Source organism: Breznakia pachnodae (assembly GCF_030814225.1).
In the GTDB taxonomy this organism is placed as follows: domain Bacteria; phylum Bacillota_I; class Bacilli_A; order Erysipelotrichales; family Erysipelotrichaceae; genus Breznakia; species Breznakia pachnodae.
The window spans coordinates 614,687-630,745 of record NZ_JAUSUR010000001.1 but is presented as its reverse complement, the minus strand read 5'-3'; the positions used below and the strand labels follow the sequence as shown (position 1 = coordinate 630,745).

The 16,059-nt window shown below is 34.0% G+C and carries 11 protein-coding genes; all 11 read left to right on the top strand.

Going from position 1 to position 16,059, the window contains the following annotated elements:
* Complete coding sequence (locus tag J2S15_RS02960) at positions 1 to 2,940, top strand: carboxypeptidase regulatory-like domain-containing protein (protein ID WP_307405330.1); 2,940 nt, start codon at positions 1 to 3, stop codon at positions 2,938 to 2,940.
* Between the two features lie 125 nt (positions 2,941 to 3,065).
* On the top strand, positions 3,066 to 4,568 hold the full coding sequence (locus J2S15_RS02955; protein WP_307405328.1) for an NlpC/P60 family protein: 1,503 nt from the start codon (positions 3,066 to 3,068) through the stop codon (positions 4,566 to 4,568).
* Positions 4,569 to 4,714: 146 nt separating this feature from the next.
* Positions 4,715 to 5,677, top strand: coding sequence for a type I phosphomannose isomerase catalytic subunit (locus J2S15_RS02950; RefSeq protein WP_307405326.1), 963 nt, complete (start codon positions 4,715 to 4,717; stop codon positions 5,675 to 5,677).
* Between the two features lie 10 nt (positions 5,678 to 5,687).
* Entirely contained in the window at positions 5,688 to 6,143 is a 456-nt protein-coding gene (locus J2S15_RS02945) for a DUF3284 domain-containing protein (protein WP_307405324.1), read from the top strand.
* Between the two features lie 178 nt (positions 6,144 to 6,321).
* Entirely contained in the window at positions 6,322 to 6,591 is a 270-nt protein-coding gene (locus J2S15_RS02940) for an ACT domain-containing protein (RefSeq protein WP_307405322.1), read from the top strand.
* A 12-nt stretch (positions 6,592 to 6,603) separates the two neighbouring features.
* On the top strand, positions 6,604 to 7,962 hold the full coding sequence (locus J2S15_RS02935; protein WP_307405320.1) for a PFL family protein: 1,359 nt from the start codon (positions 6,604 to 6,606) through the stop codon (positions 7,960 to 7,962).
* A gap of 63 nt (positions 7,963 to 8,025) precedes the next feature.
* Entirely contained in the window at positions 8,026 to 8,256 is a 231-nt protein-coding gene (locus J2S15_RS02930) for a hypothetical protein (protein WP_307405318.1), read from the top strand.
* 252 nt (positions 8,257 to 8,508) lie between these two features.
* Complete coding sequence (locus J2S15_RS02925) at positions 8,509 to 9,009, top strand: NADH-quinone oxidoreductase subunit NuoE family protein (RefSeq protein ID WP_307405316.1); 501 nt, start codon at positions 8,509 to 8,511, stop codon at positions 9,007 to 9,009.
* A 9-nt stretch (positions 9,010 to 9,018) separates the two neighbouring features.
* Positions 9,019 to 10,914 (top strand): NADH-quinone oxidoreductase subunit NuoF, encoded by a 1,896-nt coding sequence (gene nuoF / locus J2S15_RS02920; RefSeq protein WP_307405315.1) that lies wholly within the window; start codon positions 9,019 to 9,021, stop codon positions 10,912 to 10,914.
* 15 nt (positions 10,915 to 10,929) lie between these two features.
* Positions 10,930 to 12,666, top strand: a complete 1,737-nt coding sequence (locus tag J2S15_RS02915; RefSeq protein ID WP_307405313.1) for an NADH-dependent [FeFe] hydrogenase, group A6 — start codon at positions 10,930 to 10,932, stop codon at positions 12,664 to 12,666.
* Positions 12,667 to 13,070: 404 nt separating this feature from the next.
* A complete protein-coding gene (locus J2S15_RS02910) occupies positions 13,071 to 15,971 on the top strand; it encodes a hypothetical protein (protein WP_307405311.1) in 2,901 nt (966 codons plus the stop codon).
* The last annotated feature ends 88 nt before the right edge of the window (positions 15,972 to 16,059 follow it).

Here is a 16,059-nt window from a genome sequence, read left to right as displayed (position 1 = left end):
GTGTTGAAAAAAGCACTATATGAAGCGAGAGTGAAACAATTTAAAAAAAGATTTTTGTTAGTTTTTTTTAGTCTGTTAGTCTTTGTTTTTTGTGGCAGTGTTTCTGCTGCTGAAACCCAACAAGACGGGTTGGTTGTAGAACTAACAACTGATAAAACTAATTATGAGCAGGGAGAAAATATAACTGTAGATTTAAGTATAATAAATCAGAATGATTATTTAATCAATTTAAGTGATGTAGAAAATATAATCCCAGATGGATTTGAGTTAGATACAGATTCTTTGAATAGATTAGAAAATGCAGATTTGAATGTAGGTGAAACAATTCACCTTGAATCAAAGATAAAGAAAAGTGATGTTAGTAATTCTACTAATAATGGAAATGATAATGGTATAAATAATAATTTAAATGCTAATGCCAGTGTTGATAATATTGATGCAGGAGATAGTACAAATATTGGACTATGGTTATTAATTGGTGCGCTAAGTGCAATAGGGATTTGTACATATGTTGGTGTGAAACAAAGAAGTATAAAGAAATCATTGTACATGTTATTGGTTTTAGGTTTATTAGTAAGTATGTTTGGAAGTACAAATATACAAGCAGAAGAGATATCAAATGAAATTAATATAGAAGAGAATGTGATTTATGATGGAAACAATCTGAAGCTTTCTAGCAAAATTTCTTATGACTATAATTCTCAAGAACCTAAAGATCCAGTAGTTTACCAGGATGGTATTGAAGAAACATATTTAGAATATGATTTGGATGAAGAAAATATGCAAATCACCATAGCTGATGGAGATGTGGTTTCTGAGTGGAAAGTGGGCGATATTCAAGTTCTAAAAAGTGAATCAAATCCCAAAGATGATATCGCAATTAAAATAGAGTCAATTGATACATTAGAAGATGGTAGTGTTGTAATAACCTATGTAACACCAGATATAGAAGATGTTATTAAATCATTCAATTATTCAGGCTATGAATCTGAAACAGGTGTTTTAATACCAGCAGATGGTGTTACTTTTACTGATGCATCTAGTATAGAACACTTAGATGGCAGAGCGAGAGCGATGAATTTATTTGCATTAGATATTGATAAGGAAGGATCATTAGATTTATATAATAAATGGAATATTTCTTTAGGTGATCTTGGTGTTAGTGGTGAGTTATGTGTAGAAAGATTAAATTATGATTTTGATGCAAGGATTGGTTTGAATGGTATAGAGGTAAATAAATTTTATACCACACTTGACTCTAAAATAACATTAGATTTTGAAAAGAAAAGTAATTTTGGAGGAGAGAAAAAAGCACATATTGCATCCTTTACAGCTCCATTAGGATATGGGTTTAATGCTACAGGTGATTTATTCTTATATTTATCAGCATCAGGAGAAGCAACTTTAGAATATACAATAGATGTAGTGACAGGATTTGACTATTCGAACACTAAGTTTAAAGGAATCTTTGATATTGATGGAAAACTGACGAAAGCAGAAGCAGAAGCAAATGTGAAAATTGGTGCGATAGCAGAACCAAAAATAACACTTTTGAAATTAGGATTAGTTGGTGCAGAGTTTGATTTCGGAAGAAACTATGAGCTTAAGTTAGATAGTATCTCGCTTAATCCTTTAGAATTCTGTGTAGAAGCTGGATATTATAACTATGGAAATGTATCGGCTGTTCTTCTGCCAGGAAGTTGGAACAAGAAATTCACTGCAACAATAATGGATAAAGATGGCACAATTATCAAAGAGTATTTACATTTTGAAGAAACGGGTATCGTTGATGAGTGTACTAGAAAGTACGGTTCATTAGAAGGTATGGTTTTAAAACATGATGGCAATGAAAATCTACCTTTATATCTAGCGCAAGTAACACTTGAACAAGATGGAAAAGTGTTACATACTACAAAGTCAGATATAGATGGTAAATTTACTTTTACGAAAGAAATCGAAAAAGGTGATTATGATATTTTTGTTAGATCAAATTATTATGAAACATATAAAGGTACTGTAAAGATAGAAGGTAACAAAGAAAATAAAATTTCAGATCCAATTATCTTAGAACCAAAGCCAACTACTGTTGTAATTACTGGTAATATATATGATGTAGATACAAATTCTCCGATTTCAGATGCAACTGTATCAGTTGATGGATATGTTGATAGAGAAACTCAAACAGACAATAATGGAAATTATTTATTAGAGGTTCCTTTAGGTAATCAAACATTAACTGCAAGTGCAAATAATTATTCATCAAATTCTTATTCTGCTACATTCAGTGTTGATGCTAATGATATAAACATTGGATTGTCGCGGAAGTATGATTATGATGTGTTGACAATTAATGCTGGAGAATCATATCAGCTAGATTTTAATTCAAGCAAAAGAATTTTTGTTCGAGCTGAAGAAACCACAGAATATAGTAGTTTCTTAGAAGGAAACTCAACTTATCACAGAACAAATTATGAAGATGAATTTTATCGCAATGTTTCCAATGGAGAGCATTGGGAAATAAAAGTATTTAGTGGTTCGCTATCAGTATTTGCTTCTGATGATGGATTTTTTGGGAGTCCAGATTCTAATCTTGATGATTATTGTACAATTTCAAATATGAATGGAGTAGATCCTTTTATAGATTATGTAATTGCAGCAGGTGAATCTAAAACATTTGATAACCAAGTAGATATGCCAAAAAATCAATCATATAGTATTGGTTATACATCTAATGGTGCAGTACTTGGTAGTGAAGAGGTTACAGATTACTACTATAACACACACTTTGGACATTCTATGCTAATTAGTACATATGAAGTAAATGGTGAAAATATTTTATTTTCAAGAGGCATTAACAATTTAGAAAAAGTAAAGTTATCAGTGACGAGTGGCGAATTACATGTTTATTTCTACAGATTAGATGAAATAAACGTGTATTGATGCATTTATGAATTGCGGACAATAATGTCCGCGATTTATTTTAAATTAAGCATGATAAAGAGGGGAAATATGTAAAAACATATAATTATATATGTTATAATTTTATTGAGAAATCAGGGGGAATCATGAAAAAGAAATTACTAATTTTTGGCGTTATTGCGTCAATTGCAGCACTTGCAGTGATTGTTGCAATCGAAAATGATAAGAAGGCTAATACTTATCGTTTGGAGTATGGAAGTGAATATGATCCTTATAAGTTATTAGGAGTATCAAAAGATGTTGAAACATTTTCAGTTGATGTTAATCCTAGTGTAATGGGAACATATGTTGTTGAATGGGAAGAAAAAGGTGAGAAGGAATCAAAAGAGGTAATTGTAGAAGACACAAAAGAACCGAAGATTGAATTGATTCAAGATGCCAGCTCTACAAAGAAGATATCTGCAAATGGAGGGTTTTTACTCGTAGGTAATCTAAACAAGATATATGATGAAGTTGATGGAGATATGAAGAAGGTAGAAGTTGTAGATAAAGAAACCTTTGATAGTATTTCATCGGATGTAGAAAGTTTTTATGATAAAACAAAGAAGAATACATTTAAATCAAACGAAGATGTAGAAGCGTATAAGACAGATAGAGTAGAATTTGGATATTCAGTCATCTATTCTGATCTTGATACAACAAAAGAAGGTGTGTATACAGTAAACGTTCTTACAATTGACAAGAACTATAATACTGCTTCTGTAGAATATAAGATTGAAGTGGTTGCTGAAGGTACAAAGATTGCGAAAGAGGATTTAGCAGCTGGCGCCGAAGATAGTGAGATTGGAGAACTCGCGTATCATCTAGCAAATGAGCAGACTGATAATGGTGAGTCTAATGAATCTGAAGGTACTGCAGGTACAACTGACACTAGTGGAGCAAGTGAAGGTACATCAAGTCAAAATAGTACAGCACCAGTTACACCAATTACCTCTACCAATAATGCAGTCGCAAATGCAGCGTTAGGCAGAGTTGGGCAAAGTTTGGCTTGTGATCAACTGGTTACCTATGCACTTATGGATGCAGGAATGATTGCAGGTGGAGAGCAGTGGATTAATTATATTGGAGTATATTATTTTCCTGAATTATCAACAGCAGTAAGTGCAAGCAGTGCGCAGGCTGGTGATATTATCTATTATGACAATGGAGGAACCGGATCTGCCCATGTAGCGATTTATCTAGGTAATGGTCAGGCAGTGCATGGTGGATATCTGGGATTGAATGTTGAAGTACAGTCAGTAAATATACCAGGAGCTTCTGCACCAAGATATTATCGATTTACATCAGTAATGAGTTGGGATCAAATATTTGCAGCTCTAATGGATAGTCCAAATGTGGAATCAGGAACCGTTTCGGGTAGTACTACAACAACGACAACTCCATCAGATAATGGTAATGGTGGAGGTGGTGGTGGAACAACTACTTACACTTCAACTATTACTGTAGATAATGTTACATTAAATCTTGAATCATCAACACCAATTGATACAGATGCAGTTATGAATTATGTAATGAAATATGTATCTGGTGAAATAACATATGACCAGATGATTGCGAATATCAAAGCCTTAGGGTATCAGGTGAAATAGTTAATAGATATAATATGCAGAAAGAGGTACAGACATCATTTGTACCTCTTTTGAATGAAATAGACGTATTTTGATTGATTTTACTTCTCGTTACTAGGGAATGTAGTGTATAATGAATCGTAGGAAATCGAGCAAAGGAGAAGACAATGGAAATGATTAAACTAAGTCCTGCTTTCAAAGATTATCTTTGGGGTGGAACCAGATTAAAAGATAACTATAAGATGAAAACTGATCTTGATATTGTAGCTGAAGCATGGGAGTTAAGTGCTCATCCAGATGGACCAGCAACTGTACTGAACGGTGAATATCAAGGAAAAACATTTGTGGAATATTTAGATGGAATGGGAAAAGGTATTTGGGGAAGTAACGCTCAACACTTTGACCAGTTTCCAATTCTAATTAAATTTATTGATGCAAAACAACCACTATCGATTCAAGTTCATCCAAATGATGAATATGCACTACGTGTAGAACATGAATATGGAAAGAATGAGATGTGGTATATTGTAGATTGTGAACCAGGATCATTCTTATACTATGGAGTGAATCAAGATCTTACAAAAGAAGCATTCAGAAAACATATTGAAGATGATACGATTTTAGATGTATTACATAAAGTAGAAGTAAAAAAGGGTGACTGCTTCTTTATTAAGGCGGGTACGATTCACGCAATTGGAACGGGATGTCTGATTTGTGAAATCCAACAGAATTCAAATTCGACTTATCGTGTATATGACTTTGGTCGTGTTGGTGTGGATGGAAAACCTAGAGAGTTACACATTGATAAAGCAGTGGATGTAAGTATTCTTACACCTAGTGGTAAAAATGGAGAACCAGAAGGTAAAAAAGAAATTCATGACAATTATAGTGATACGCTATTGGCAAAAACCGAATATTTTACTACAATAGAGTATGACGTTAAGAAAGAGCTTAGTCTAAGTGTTGATGACAGCAGTTTCCATTCTTATATTATTTTAGAAGGTGAAGGAACTGTAGAATCAGAAGACCAAGTGATTGAGTTCAAAAAAGGAGACAGTATTTTTATTCCTGCAGGATTTGGTAATTTTAAAATTATTGGAAACTGTAACGTAATTGAAACATTTATTTAAGAGGTAAATTATGATTGTACAAAAGGTGATGAATATAAGTAATGAAGAATTCTTTGAATATATTATGGAAAATCTTCATAAAGAACTGCAGCGTATAGTATCAAAAGACTTAAGGGTTGAAGATGTGAAAGAAGGATATACTTTTACGCGTCATTTTAAACGAGGAAAACAAGAGTTTGAAGTAAAGAGTGAGATAAGAGTATTGGATATTCCAAATTCTTATATGCTTGTTATGGAAACAAATGGGACTGAACAAATCATTTCTCATATAATAAGAAAAATTGATGATGATCATATTGAAGATACATATGAAGAAGATATCATTAGTAATCGATTCCTTGTGAAACTTAATAAGTCTATGCGTAGCAAAGCAACAAAGAAGAAAATGATTCAGACATTGGACCTTTTGGAACAAGAAATAATCAATAGAAGAAATCCAGAAACAACGGAAGAAAGCAACGATTAATTTGTTGCTTTCTTTTCTTATATATAAGGATAGAGAAAAGAAATAATGTAGAAAAAGAGAAATGTTAGCGCTTTTATTAGCAATAAGAGCGAAAATTAAGATATTTCTTTTTCTTTATGTTGAGTTTAACCTTTATTTCACATATAATAATAAAAACTATTATAAGGAGGAGTATTACATGAAAGCTGTTGTAAGTGTTATTGGTAAAGATGGTGTTGGTATTATGTCCAATGTAAGTACGAAGTGTGCAGAGGTAAAAGCAAACATTGTAGATGTTAGTCAAACAATTATGCAAGAAATGTTCTGTATGGTGATGTTGGTAGAAATCGACAAACTGGATGTAGAGTATACTTCATTTGTAGATGAGATGGAAGCATATGGAAAATCATTAGGGCTTACGATTCATGTAATGCACGAGGATATTTTCAATTCAATGCATACGATTTAATGGGGGAACGACATGTTAAATATAAGTAATATATTAGAAACCATCAAGATGATTGATGAAGAGGATTTAGATGTACGTACGATTACCATGGGTATTTCACTGTTAGATTGTGCAGATAGTGATATTGATAAATCTTGTGAGAAAATCTTCAACAAGATTACAACAAAAGCGAAAGACTTAGTTGCTGTTGGAGAACAAATTGAAAAGGAATATGGTATTCCTATTATTAATAAACGTATTTCGGTTACGCCTATTTCATTGTTAGTAGCAGTGAGTGGTGGAGATCCGGTGAAATATGCACATACACTTGAAAAGTGTGCACAAACAGTAGGAGTTAATTTTATTGGTGGATTCAGTGCACTTGTTCAAAAGGGATGTGCTGCTGGTGATCGTGAACTGATGGAATCAATTCCACGTGCACTTGCTGAAACAGAACATGTTTGTGCATCTGTAAACATTGGTTCAACCAAAGCTGGAATCAATATGAATGCAGTTGAATTAATGGGTAGAATGGTAAAAGAATCAGCTGAACTTACAAAGGATCGTAATTGTATCGGTGCAGCAAAGTTAGTTGTATTCTGTAATGCTCCTGAAGATAATCCATTTATGGCTGGTGCGTTCCATGGTATTGGAGAACCTGACTGTGTAATTCACGTTGGGGTATCAGGTCCTGGGGTAGTGCGTGCAGCACTTGCAAAAGCACCTAAAGACTTACCAATGGATGAAATTGCTGATATCGTTAAGAAAACAGCATTTAAGATAACTAGAATGGGACAGATGGTTGGTAGCATTGCTTCTGAGCGTCTTGGAGTTCCATTTGGGATTGTTGACCTGTCACTTGCACCAACACCTGCTGTAGGTGATTCTGTGGCTTATATCCTTGAAGAGATGGGATTAGAGTCATGTGGTGCCTATGGGACAACCGCTTGTCTTGCTATGCTAAATGACGCTGTTAAAAAAGGTGGAGTTATGGCTAGTAGCAGTGTTGGTGGTTTATCAGGTGCATTTATTCCAGTATCAGAAGATGCAGGGATGATTGCAGCAGTACGTAATGGTACACTATCATTAGAAAAACTAGAAGCAATGACTGCGGTATGTTCCGTTGGTCTTGATATGGTTGTATTGCCTGGTGATACAACGCCTGAAGTTATTTCAGGAATTATTGCGGATGAAGCTGCAATTGGAATGGTAAATTCTAAAACAACAGCGGTTCGTGCAATACCAGCAATTGGTAAAAAGATTGGTGATGAATTAGAGTTTGGTGGATTACTTGGAAGTGGTCCAGTAATGAATATTAATCAAACTCCTAATAATATTATGATTCATCGTAAAGGGAAAATTCCTGCACCAATTCAAAGTTTAAAAAATTAAAACAAATTCCTCTTTGTGTGAAACTTTCCTTACTACTATTTCGTATAGTAAGTAGGAGGCCATATGAAGAGGAATTTAATTTATATTGTGTTCGCAGTTATTATGTTTATCTTAGTAACTGATGAACAGCAAGTGAATCGGTTTAATTACATAGATGAAGTGGAGGGGCGAAGTTTATATCGTGATAATGTTTTATCAAATGAAAAAGAAGTTATCATGGAATCTGAATACACCTATGATTTTAGCGACCAATGGGATATCATTTTACTTCAATTTATGGAAGAACACAGATAAAAAATCGTTAATACTTTAAGAATTAAGTCTTCATTAATTCTTCTTTTGGTCTCTTATATCCCACAGCACTTGGAGTTATCCAGTGCTTTTTAATTAGCCTGAATTTGGTTAACCAAAACTAACTTAAAACCTAGTAAAATTAGAATGTGATTTTACTCACAATTAATAAAAAAAGAACTAGTAAATAAAGGATATTTATACTATAATGATATTTGGAAAGCGCATACAGGTTTTTTATTAGGAGGATCGCATATGTCAGATAAAAAAACCCCTTTTTCAGGTACGCCTGAACAGGAACAAAAACTAAACAAAGTGATTGAAGAACATAAGACTCAACGTGGTGGGTTGATGCCTGTTTTACAAGAGGCTCAAGAGATTTATGGCTATTTACCGCTTGAAGTTCAAAAGATGGTAGCAGCAGGTTTAGATATGTCTCTATCAGAGGTATATGGTGTTGTTACTTTTTATTCGCAATTTTCACTTGAACCAAAAGGAAAATACAAAGTTAGTGTTTGCCTTGGAACTGCTTGTTATGTAAAAGGAGCAGACAAAGTATTAGAAGAAGTTGAAAGTAAACTAAGTATTAAGTCAGGAGACTGTACTGAAGATGGATTATTTTCTATTGATGCAACAAGATGTGTTGGTGCATGTGGATTAGCACCAGTAATGCTTGTGAATGATGATGTGTATGGAAAGGTTACTGCTGAAGAAGTTGCAGGAATCTTGAAAAAGTATACAGATATGGAAGCGTAGGTGGAAAATATGAACATTGAAAAGTTAAATGAAATTAGAAAAGAGTATAAACCAATTGTTGATGTGAGAACAGCAATTCATACAAATGCAAAATTGGTAGAAGATCAAGCACATCACTATGAAAAACAAATCGTAGTTTGTGCTGGAACAGGATGTCACTCATCAGGTTCTAAAAAAGTATCCGATGTAATTGAGGCATCGATGCAAGCAAACAAATTGGAAGAAAAAGTATTATTGGTTAAAACTGGTTGTTTTGGATTATGTGCGCTAGGACCAGTTGTAATTGTATATCCAGAAGGAGTATTCTATTCACAAGTTACGCCTGAACATATGGAAACAATTATGAATGACCATATTATTGGTGGCAATGTTGTTAAAGAATTATTATATGAAGATACTGTAAATGAAGATGGAACAATCAAATCATTACAGGAAACAGATTTCTATAACAAACAACACCGTGTTTCTTTAAGAAACTGTGGTGTCATCAATCCTGAAATTATTGAAGAATACATTGGTACAGATGGATATCAGGCATTACATAAAGTAGTTACTGAAATGAGTCCAGATGATGTTATCGATGTGATGAAAGCTTCTGGTTTAAGAGGACGTGGAGGAGGAGGATTCTCTACAGGTCAAAAATGGATGTTTGCGAAAGCAAGCGAAAGTAACCAGAAATATGTATGTTGTAATGCAGATGAAGGGGATCCAGGTGCATTTATGGACCGTTCTATCTTAGAGGGAGATCCACACTGTATTATTGAAGCTATGGCGATCGCAGCATATACAATTGGTGCAAACCAAGGATTTGTTTATGTACGTGCAGAGTACCCAATCGCGGTAAACCGTCTGCAAATTGCAATTGACCAAGCAAGAGATTCTGGAATTATTGGTAAAAATATTTTTGGAACAGATTTTGATTTCGATATTGAAATTCGTTTAGGAGCAGGAGCATTCGTCTGTGGTGAAGAAACTGCCCTTATTACAAGTATTGAAGGTAACCGTGGAGAACCAAGACCACGTCCACCATTCCCAGCAGTTAAGGGATTGTTTGGAAAACCAACAGTATTAAACAATGTTGAAACATATTCTAATATTCCTCAAATTATTTTGAAAGGTGCAGATTGGTTTGCATCTATGGGAACAGAAACATCAAAGGGTACAAAAGTATTCGCTATTGGTGGAAAAATCAAGAACGTCGGTCTTGTGGAAGTTCCTATGGGAATTACACTACGTGAAATCGTTGAAGAAATCGGTGGTGGAGTGCCTAATGGAAAGAAATTCAAGGCTGCTCAAACAGGAGGTCCTTCTGGAGGATGTATTCCTGCTAAGAACATGGATGTTCCTATTGACTATGATAACTTAATTAAGTTAGGAAGTATGATGGGTTCTGGTGGACTTATCGTATTGGATGAAGATACTTGTATGGTAGATATCGCAAAATTCTATCTTGAATTTACAGTAGAAGAAAGTTGTGGTAAATGTACACCATGTCGTATCGGAACAAAACGTTTATATGAAATATTAGAAAAGATTACTTCTGGTAACGGAGAAATGGAAGACTTAGACAAAATTGAAGAATTATCGCAACATATGCAAAAATCTTCACTATGTGCTTTAGGTCAAACAGCAGCAAATCCAATTATTTCAACTTTACATCACTTTAGAGATGAGTATGTAGCTCATATCGTGGATAAGAAATGTCCAGCTGGTGTATGTAAGGAATTATTGGAATACACGATTGATGCTGAAAAATGTATTGGATGTACTGCATGTAAGAGAAAATGTCCAACTGATGCAATTAGTGGTGAAGTGAAACAAGTTCACGTAATTGACCAAGAAAAATGTATCAAGTGTGGTGTTTGTATGGACACATGTAAGTTCAACGCCATTTCAAGAGGTTAGGAGGAGTAATTGAAGATGAACGAAATTAATCTAAAGGTAAATGGAATAGATGTAACTGTTCCAAGAGGATCAACAGTAATGACTGCTGCAAAACAAGCAGGAGTTGAAATTCCTTCATTATGTTACCTAAGAGAAGTGAGTGCAATTGCTTCTTGTCGTATCTGTGTAGTTGAGATCAAAGGTAGAAGAGGGTTAACCGCATCTTGTGTGGCTCCAGCTGAAGAAGGTATGGAAATTGTTACGAATTCAAAAGCAGTTCGTGACTCACGCAAAATGTCATTAGAATTATTATTATCTGATCACAACAAGAAATGTCTTTCTTGTGTGAGAAGTACAAATTGTGAATTACAAGAATTATCACGTGAGTATGGAGTAGATGAAGATCACTTCCCAGCTCAAGAGCCAAAGTTTGAAATTGATAACTCTTCGGCTTACGTAGTAAGAGATAACAACAAATGTATCTTATGTCGTCGTTGTGTAGCTGCTTGTTCAACTATGCAAGCGGTAGATGCGATTGGAGCAATTGACCGTGGTCATGATACTCACATCGGATGTGCATTTGAAAGAGATTTAGAAAACTCACCATGTGTTGGTTGTGGTCAATGTATCGTAGCTTGTCCAGTTGGAGCACTTAGTGAGAAAAACAACGAAAAAGATGTTTGGAATGCAATTTCAGATCCAAATAAAAAAGTTGTTATGTTTACAGCACCTTCTGTTCGTGCACAAATCGGAGAAGCATTCGATATGCCAATTGGAACAAATGGTGAAGGACAAATGGTTGCTGCATCAAGACGTTTAGGTTTTGATGAAGTATTCAATATGGATGTAACTGCCGATTTAACAATTGTTGAAGAAGCAAATGAATTAGTAGATAGAGTAACAAACGGTGGAGTATTACCAATGTTTACTTCTTGTTGTCCAGGATGGGTGAAGTTCGCAGAACATAACTACCCTGAAATGTTACCTAACTTATCTACATGTAAATCACCTCAACAAATGTTTGGGTCAGTATTAAAATCATACTATTGTGAAAAATACGATATTAAACCTGAAGATTTATTTGTTGTAAGTGTTATTCCATGTACTGCTAAGAAATTTGAAGTTAGTCGTCCTGAAGAACACTGGAGCGATTTACAAGATGTTGATGTTGCATTAACAACTCGTGAATTAGCACACATGATCAAGGAAGCTGGAATCAAGTTTGCTGAGTTAGAAGCTGAAAACTTCGATGATCCATTTGAATGTGGATCTGGAGCAGGTACTATCTTCGGAGCAAGTGGTGGAGTTATGGAAGCTGCTATCCGTACAGCTGGTCGTTTAATTGATCCTACATTCGATAAAATTGAAATCGATGAAGTACGTGGTACGAAGGGAATCAAAGAAGCTACTTACAAAATGGGAGCTGCTGAAGTAAAAGTTGCTGTTGTTTCAGGTTTAGCAAATGCTAGAAAACTAATGAAACAAATCCAAAACGGTGAAAAAGAATACCACATGATTGAAGTTATGGCATGTCCTGGTGGATGTGTTAACGGAGGTGGACAAATCATCCCTCGTGATTCTGTAAGAAACAACTTAGACGTTAAATCATTACGTGCAAGTGTTCTATACAAAATTGATGATGGTGATAAATACCGTATCTCTCATGAAACTCCAGTAATGGAAAAACTGTATGATGCATTCTTAGGTCAACCTGGTAAAGGTAAAGCTCATGAATTGTTACATACAAGTTATGTGAAAAGAGAAAAACTATAATACATTAGGTATATATAGCAAAGACAAGTCCTTGTAGTTACAAGAATTTGTCTTTTTTTAATACTTTTTTAAGAAAATGTAGTCTTACTTAATGGAGGTAAGATAGGAATCTTATACTTAAGTATCTTAACATTCTTTTTGAAAGCCGATTCATTGCTTTTGGTTAATAAAAGGAATAAATATCTGTATAAAAATAAAATATATTAATTTTGCACGAAATTACCTATTTTTACGACTAATAGATATAGGGCACCGGAAAGATGCTCTTTTTGTATCATGTATAATTAATCATAGTTATTTTTTAAATTTGCGGGAACTAAATTTATACTTAACTGTCTTTAGTATTGAAGGCCAGAGATTAAATGATTATGAATATATCTCTAGTATATTATCAGGAGGGCGAAATGAAGAAAATTATTAAAAGTATATTTTTAGTATTGGTTTTGTTAGTAACAATAGTTACTGTAAATACTAGTACATATGCAGTAACAGAAGCAGATGATGTAGTTGGTACAACGGATGTGCCTGCTGAAGGTGATTCAGGTACATTTACGGTAGGACACACGGAAGAAGATGGAAGTAGTTATAAGGAAGCAACAAATAGTTATAATGATGGAACAGTTACTTACTATTTTGTAACTGGAGATCCAGCATATAGTGCAAAAAATGGTCAAAATGAGACCGTTACTTATGAAGGTGCAAACTATAATGCAACCATTATTTATTCAGCAAGAAAAACATACTCAAAAGCAGTTGAAGGTATTGATGCAGTAGATGCTTCACCGATACCAAATATGTATAATGAAAGTACCTATTTTTATGATGAGGGAAAGTTTGTTGATGAAAATTATGAGTATAATTATAATATGAGTGGTGATAATAAATCAGTTGTAGGATTATATTTAGACATGAATGGTGAATCAAAAACAACATTCTACAAATTACCTTGTCCATCTACTCATAGTAGTGCAGGATTTAGAGGATATAAAACGCGTATTATGTTTAACCATCCAAACACGTATATAGGAAATATTGTATTTGATGGTTCGGATATTGATATGGTTCCAGTTGGAGGAGGATTAAGTTCAACACCAAAAAGTAGAGGAGAGTATTTTTGGATACTCTCAACAGATACAGATAATTTCGTAGCGAAAAATGTTGTGTTACAAAATATTGGTTCGAATAATAGTAGTGATGGATCTGTTTTTATGGGAACTGCAAGAAAAAATGTTGCACTGAATATTTTTACACCATTTGATGGTCAAAGAAACTTTGAAGACCTTACAATTCGAAATTGTAAAACAAAGGCAGGATATGGAGTTGTTTCATTCAATCAAACTGCAAATAATTATTTTAAAAATTTAAATGTAGAAAATCCAAATGAGACTGGAACCGGAAATGCACATAATGCAAATTCATATGTAATTAAAGTAGAACATTCTGATTTAACGAAATTGCCTACAGGAAATGTTTCTGACCAGGAAAATATTGTATTTGATGGAACATTAAGTTTGCCAAAAACGGAAACAGTATACGATAGTGTGTATGTACAAGATTATCGATATCAAAATATTCTAGTACCGTCAGAGTTTACATATGCATTATGTCAAACAAATGGAAATGGAAGCAATTCTACAGCAGCAATAAGACTATATGATAGTAAGATTAGTGCTGTTTCAAATCATACTGTTTATGAACTAGGCAGTGGTTATTGGGTAGTGGAAGCAGATAATACCAATGTGGTTATGAATACGCAATTTACTAATATTTTGTCATTAATAAATGGACAAAAAGCAAATACAGATATTCCTTCTCCAAATATTAAACTAATTGCAAAAGCAGATGGAACAATTGGTGGATTTTCAATACCAAATTATGTAGCTGCTTATAATAATGGTGAAGCATATACAACAAATATTGTGGCACTATTACAGACGGCTACGCCAGCAGATACAGTTTATCCTGCTAGCACTCATGCAAGTAATAAAGTGGGAGCTGAGTATGTTACGTTTACACCTGCTACTGTAACTGATACGATAACATTACCTACTGCAAATGCAGATAAAGTTTTGCTGTTTAATTTAGATTTCAAGACTACCTCAAAATGGACAATTGATGATGCAACGGGTGGGAAATTAGTAAACTTTGTAAAAGCAAATTCAGGAAGGAATTTATTCTTAAAATATACAGTAAGTGTTGATTTTGTTGGAAAAGAAGATACGGATATTGTCTCAACACAACAAATAACTTTAAATAGTTCTGCAGTTGCGCCAACCGATGCAAGTATGTTTCTTGCAGGTTATACCTTTAATGGGTGGGCTACTAGTTCAAGTCGTGTAGGCCCATACCTGCAAAAAACAGATATTGATGGAACAGCATTAGCAGACGATGTTACTTATTATGCAAGTTATACTGCTAATACTAATACCCCTTATACAATAGAGCATCACTTAGAACAAGAGGATGGAACATATAGAGTACAAGATACTGAAGGTGGAACAGGGACAACAGGGACAACAGTTACTGCAACTCCAAAAACTTATTCAGGGTATACACTGGATACTACAATTGCTGGAACTTTGCAGTCTGCTGAAATTGCAGGTGATGGAAAACTTGTTTTAAAATTATTTTATACAAAAGATGAAGAACCAATAACTAGTGATGAAGCAACTTATAAAGTTGAACATTATCTTCAACAGGAAGATGGAACGTTTAAAATTCAAGAAACAGTTAATAAAAAGGGAAAAATTGGATTAACAGTAACTGCAACAGCTAAGGGATATAGTGGATATACATTAGATACTACAGTAGCTGATACAAAGCAAACTGGAGAAATTACTAAAGATGGAGCACTAGTGCTGAAATTATATTACACAAAAGAAAAAGAACCAGTGGCGATTACAGATGCCAACTATCAGGTAGAACATTACGTTAAGCAAAACGATGGAACATTTGTATTAAAAGAATCATTTACATTCACTGATAAAGTTGGGGTAACAGTAGAAGCAATTCCTAGAGTTTATGATGGGTACACAATAGATTTAAGTGTAAGTGAAACGATTAAAAGTGGTGTAGTAAAAGAAGATGGTAGTTTAGTATTGAGACTTTATTACCAAATTAAGAGTCCAAGTGTAGTCCCTACTCCAAACAATCCAGTTAAGCAACCAGAAGAAGAGTTAGTGGATTTAACAGTAAATGCAAATACAGGCCCAAACGCAGGAGATTCAACTAATGTATATGGATTTATAGTTGTATTGGTTGCTAGTGCATATATTAGTATTAAGGGAATTAAGAAGTTAAGATAAAAAAGAATAAAACATTATGAATAGGCATTTTTTGCCTATTCATTTGTGGTGAAATGAGTAAGTTTGATATTTGTTAGTTGTGGAGGAA

Coding starts and splice junctions, on each gene's coding strand:
- J2S15_RS02945 (WP_307405324.1), top strand. CDS start 5,688: ATGATTGTACAAAAGGTGATGAATATAAGTAATGAAGAATTCTTTGAA.
- J2S15_RS02910 (WP_307405311.1), top strand. CDS start 13,071: ATGAAGAAAATTATTAAAAGTATATTTTTAGTATTGGTTTTGTTAGTA.
- J2S15_RS02925 (WP_307405316.1), top strand. CDS start 8,509: ATGTCAGATAAAAAAACCCCTTTTTCAGGTACGCCTGAACAGGAACAA.
- J2S15_RS02940 (WP_307405322.1), top strand. CDS start 6,322: ATGAAAGCTGTTGTAAGTGTTATTGGTAAAGATGGTGTTGGTATTATG.
- J2S15_RS02930 (WP_307405318.1), top strand. CDS start 8,026: ATGAAGAGGAATTTAATTTATATTGTGTTCGCAGTTATTATGTTTATC.
- J2S15_RS02915 (WP_307405313.1), top strand. CDS start 10,930: ATGAACGAAATTAATCTAAAGGTAAATGGAATAGATGTAACTGTTCCA.
- J2S15_RS02935 (WP_307405320.1), top strand. CDS start 6,604: ATGTTAAATATAAGTAATATATTAGAAACCATCAAGATGATTGATGAA.
- nuoF (WP_307405315.1), top strand. CDS start 9,019: ATGAACATTGAAAAGTTAAATGAAATTAGAAAAGAGTATAAACCAATT.
- J2S15_RS02950 (WP_307405326.1), top strand. CDS start 4,715: ATGGAAATGATTAAACTAAGTCCTGCTTTCAAAGATTATCTTTGGGGT.
- J2S15_RS02955 (WP_307405328.1), top strand. CDS start 3,066: ATGAAAAAGAAATTACTAATTTTTGGCGTTATTGCGTCAATTGCAGCA.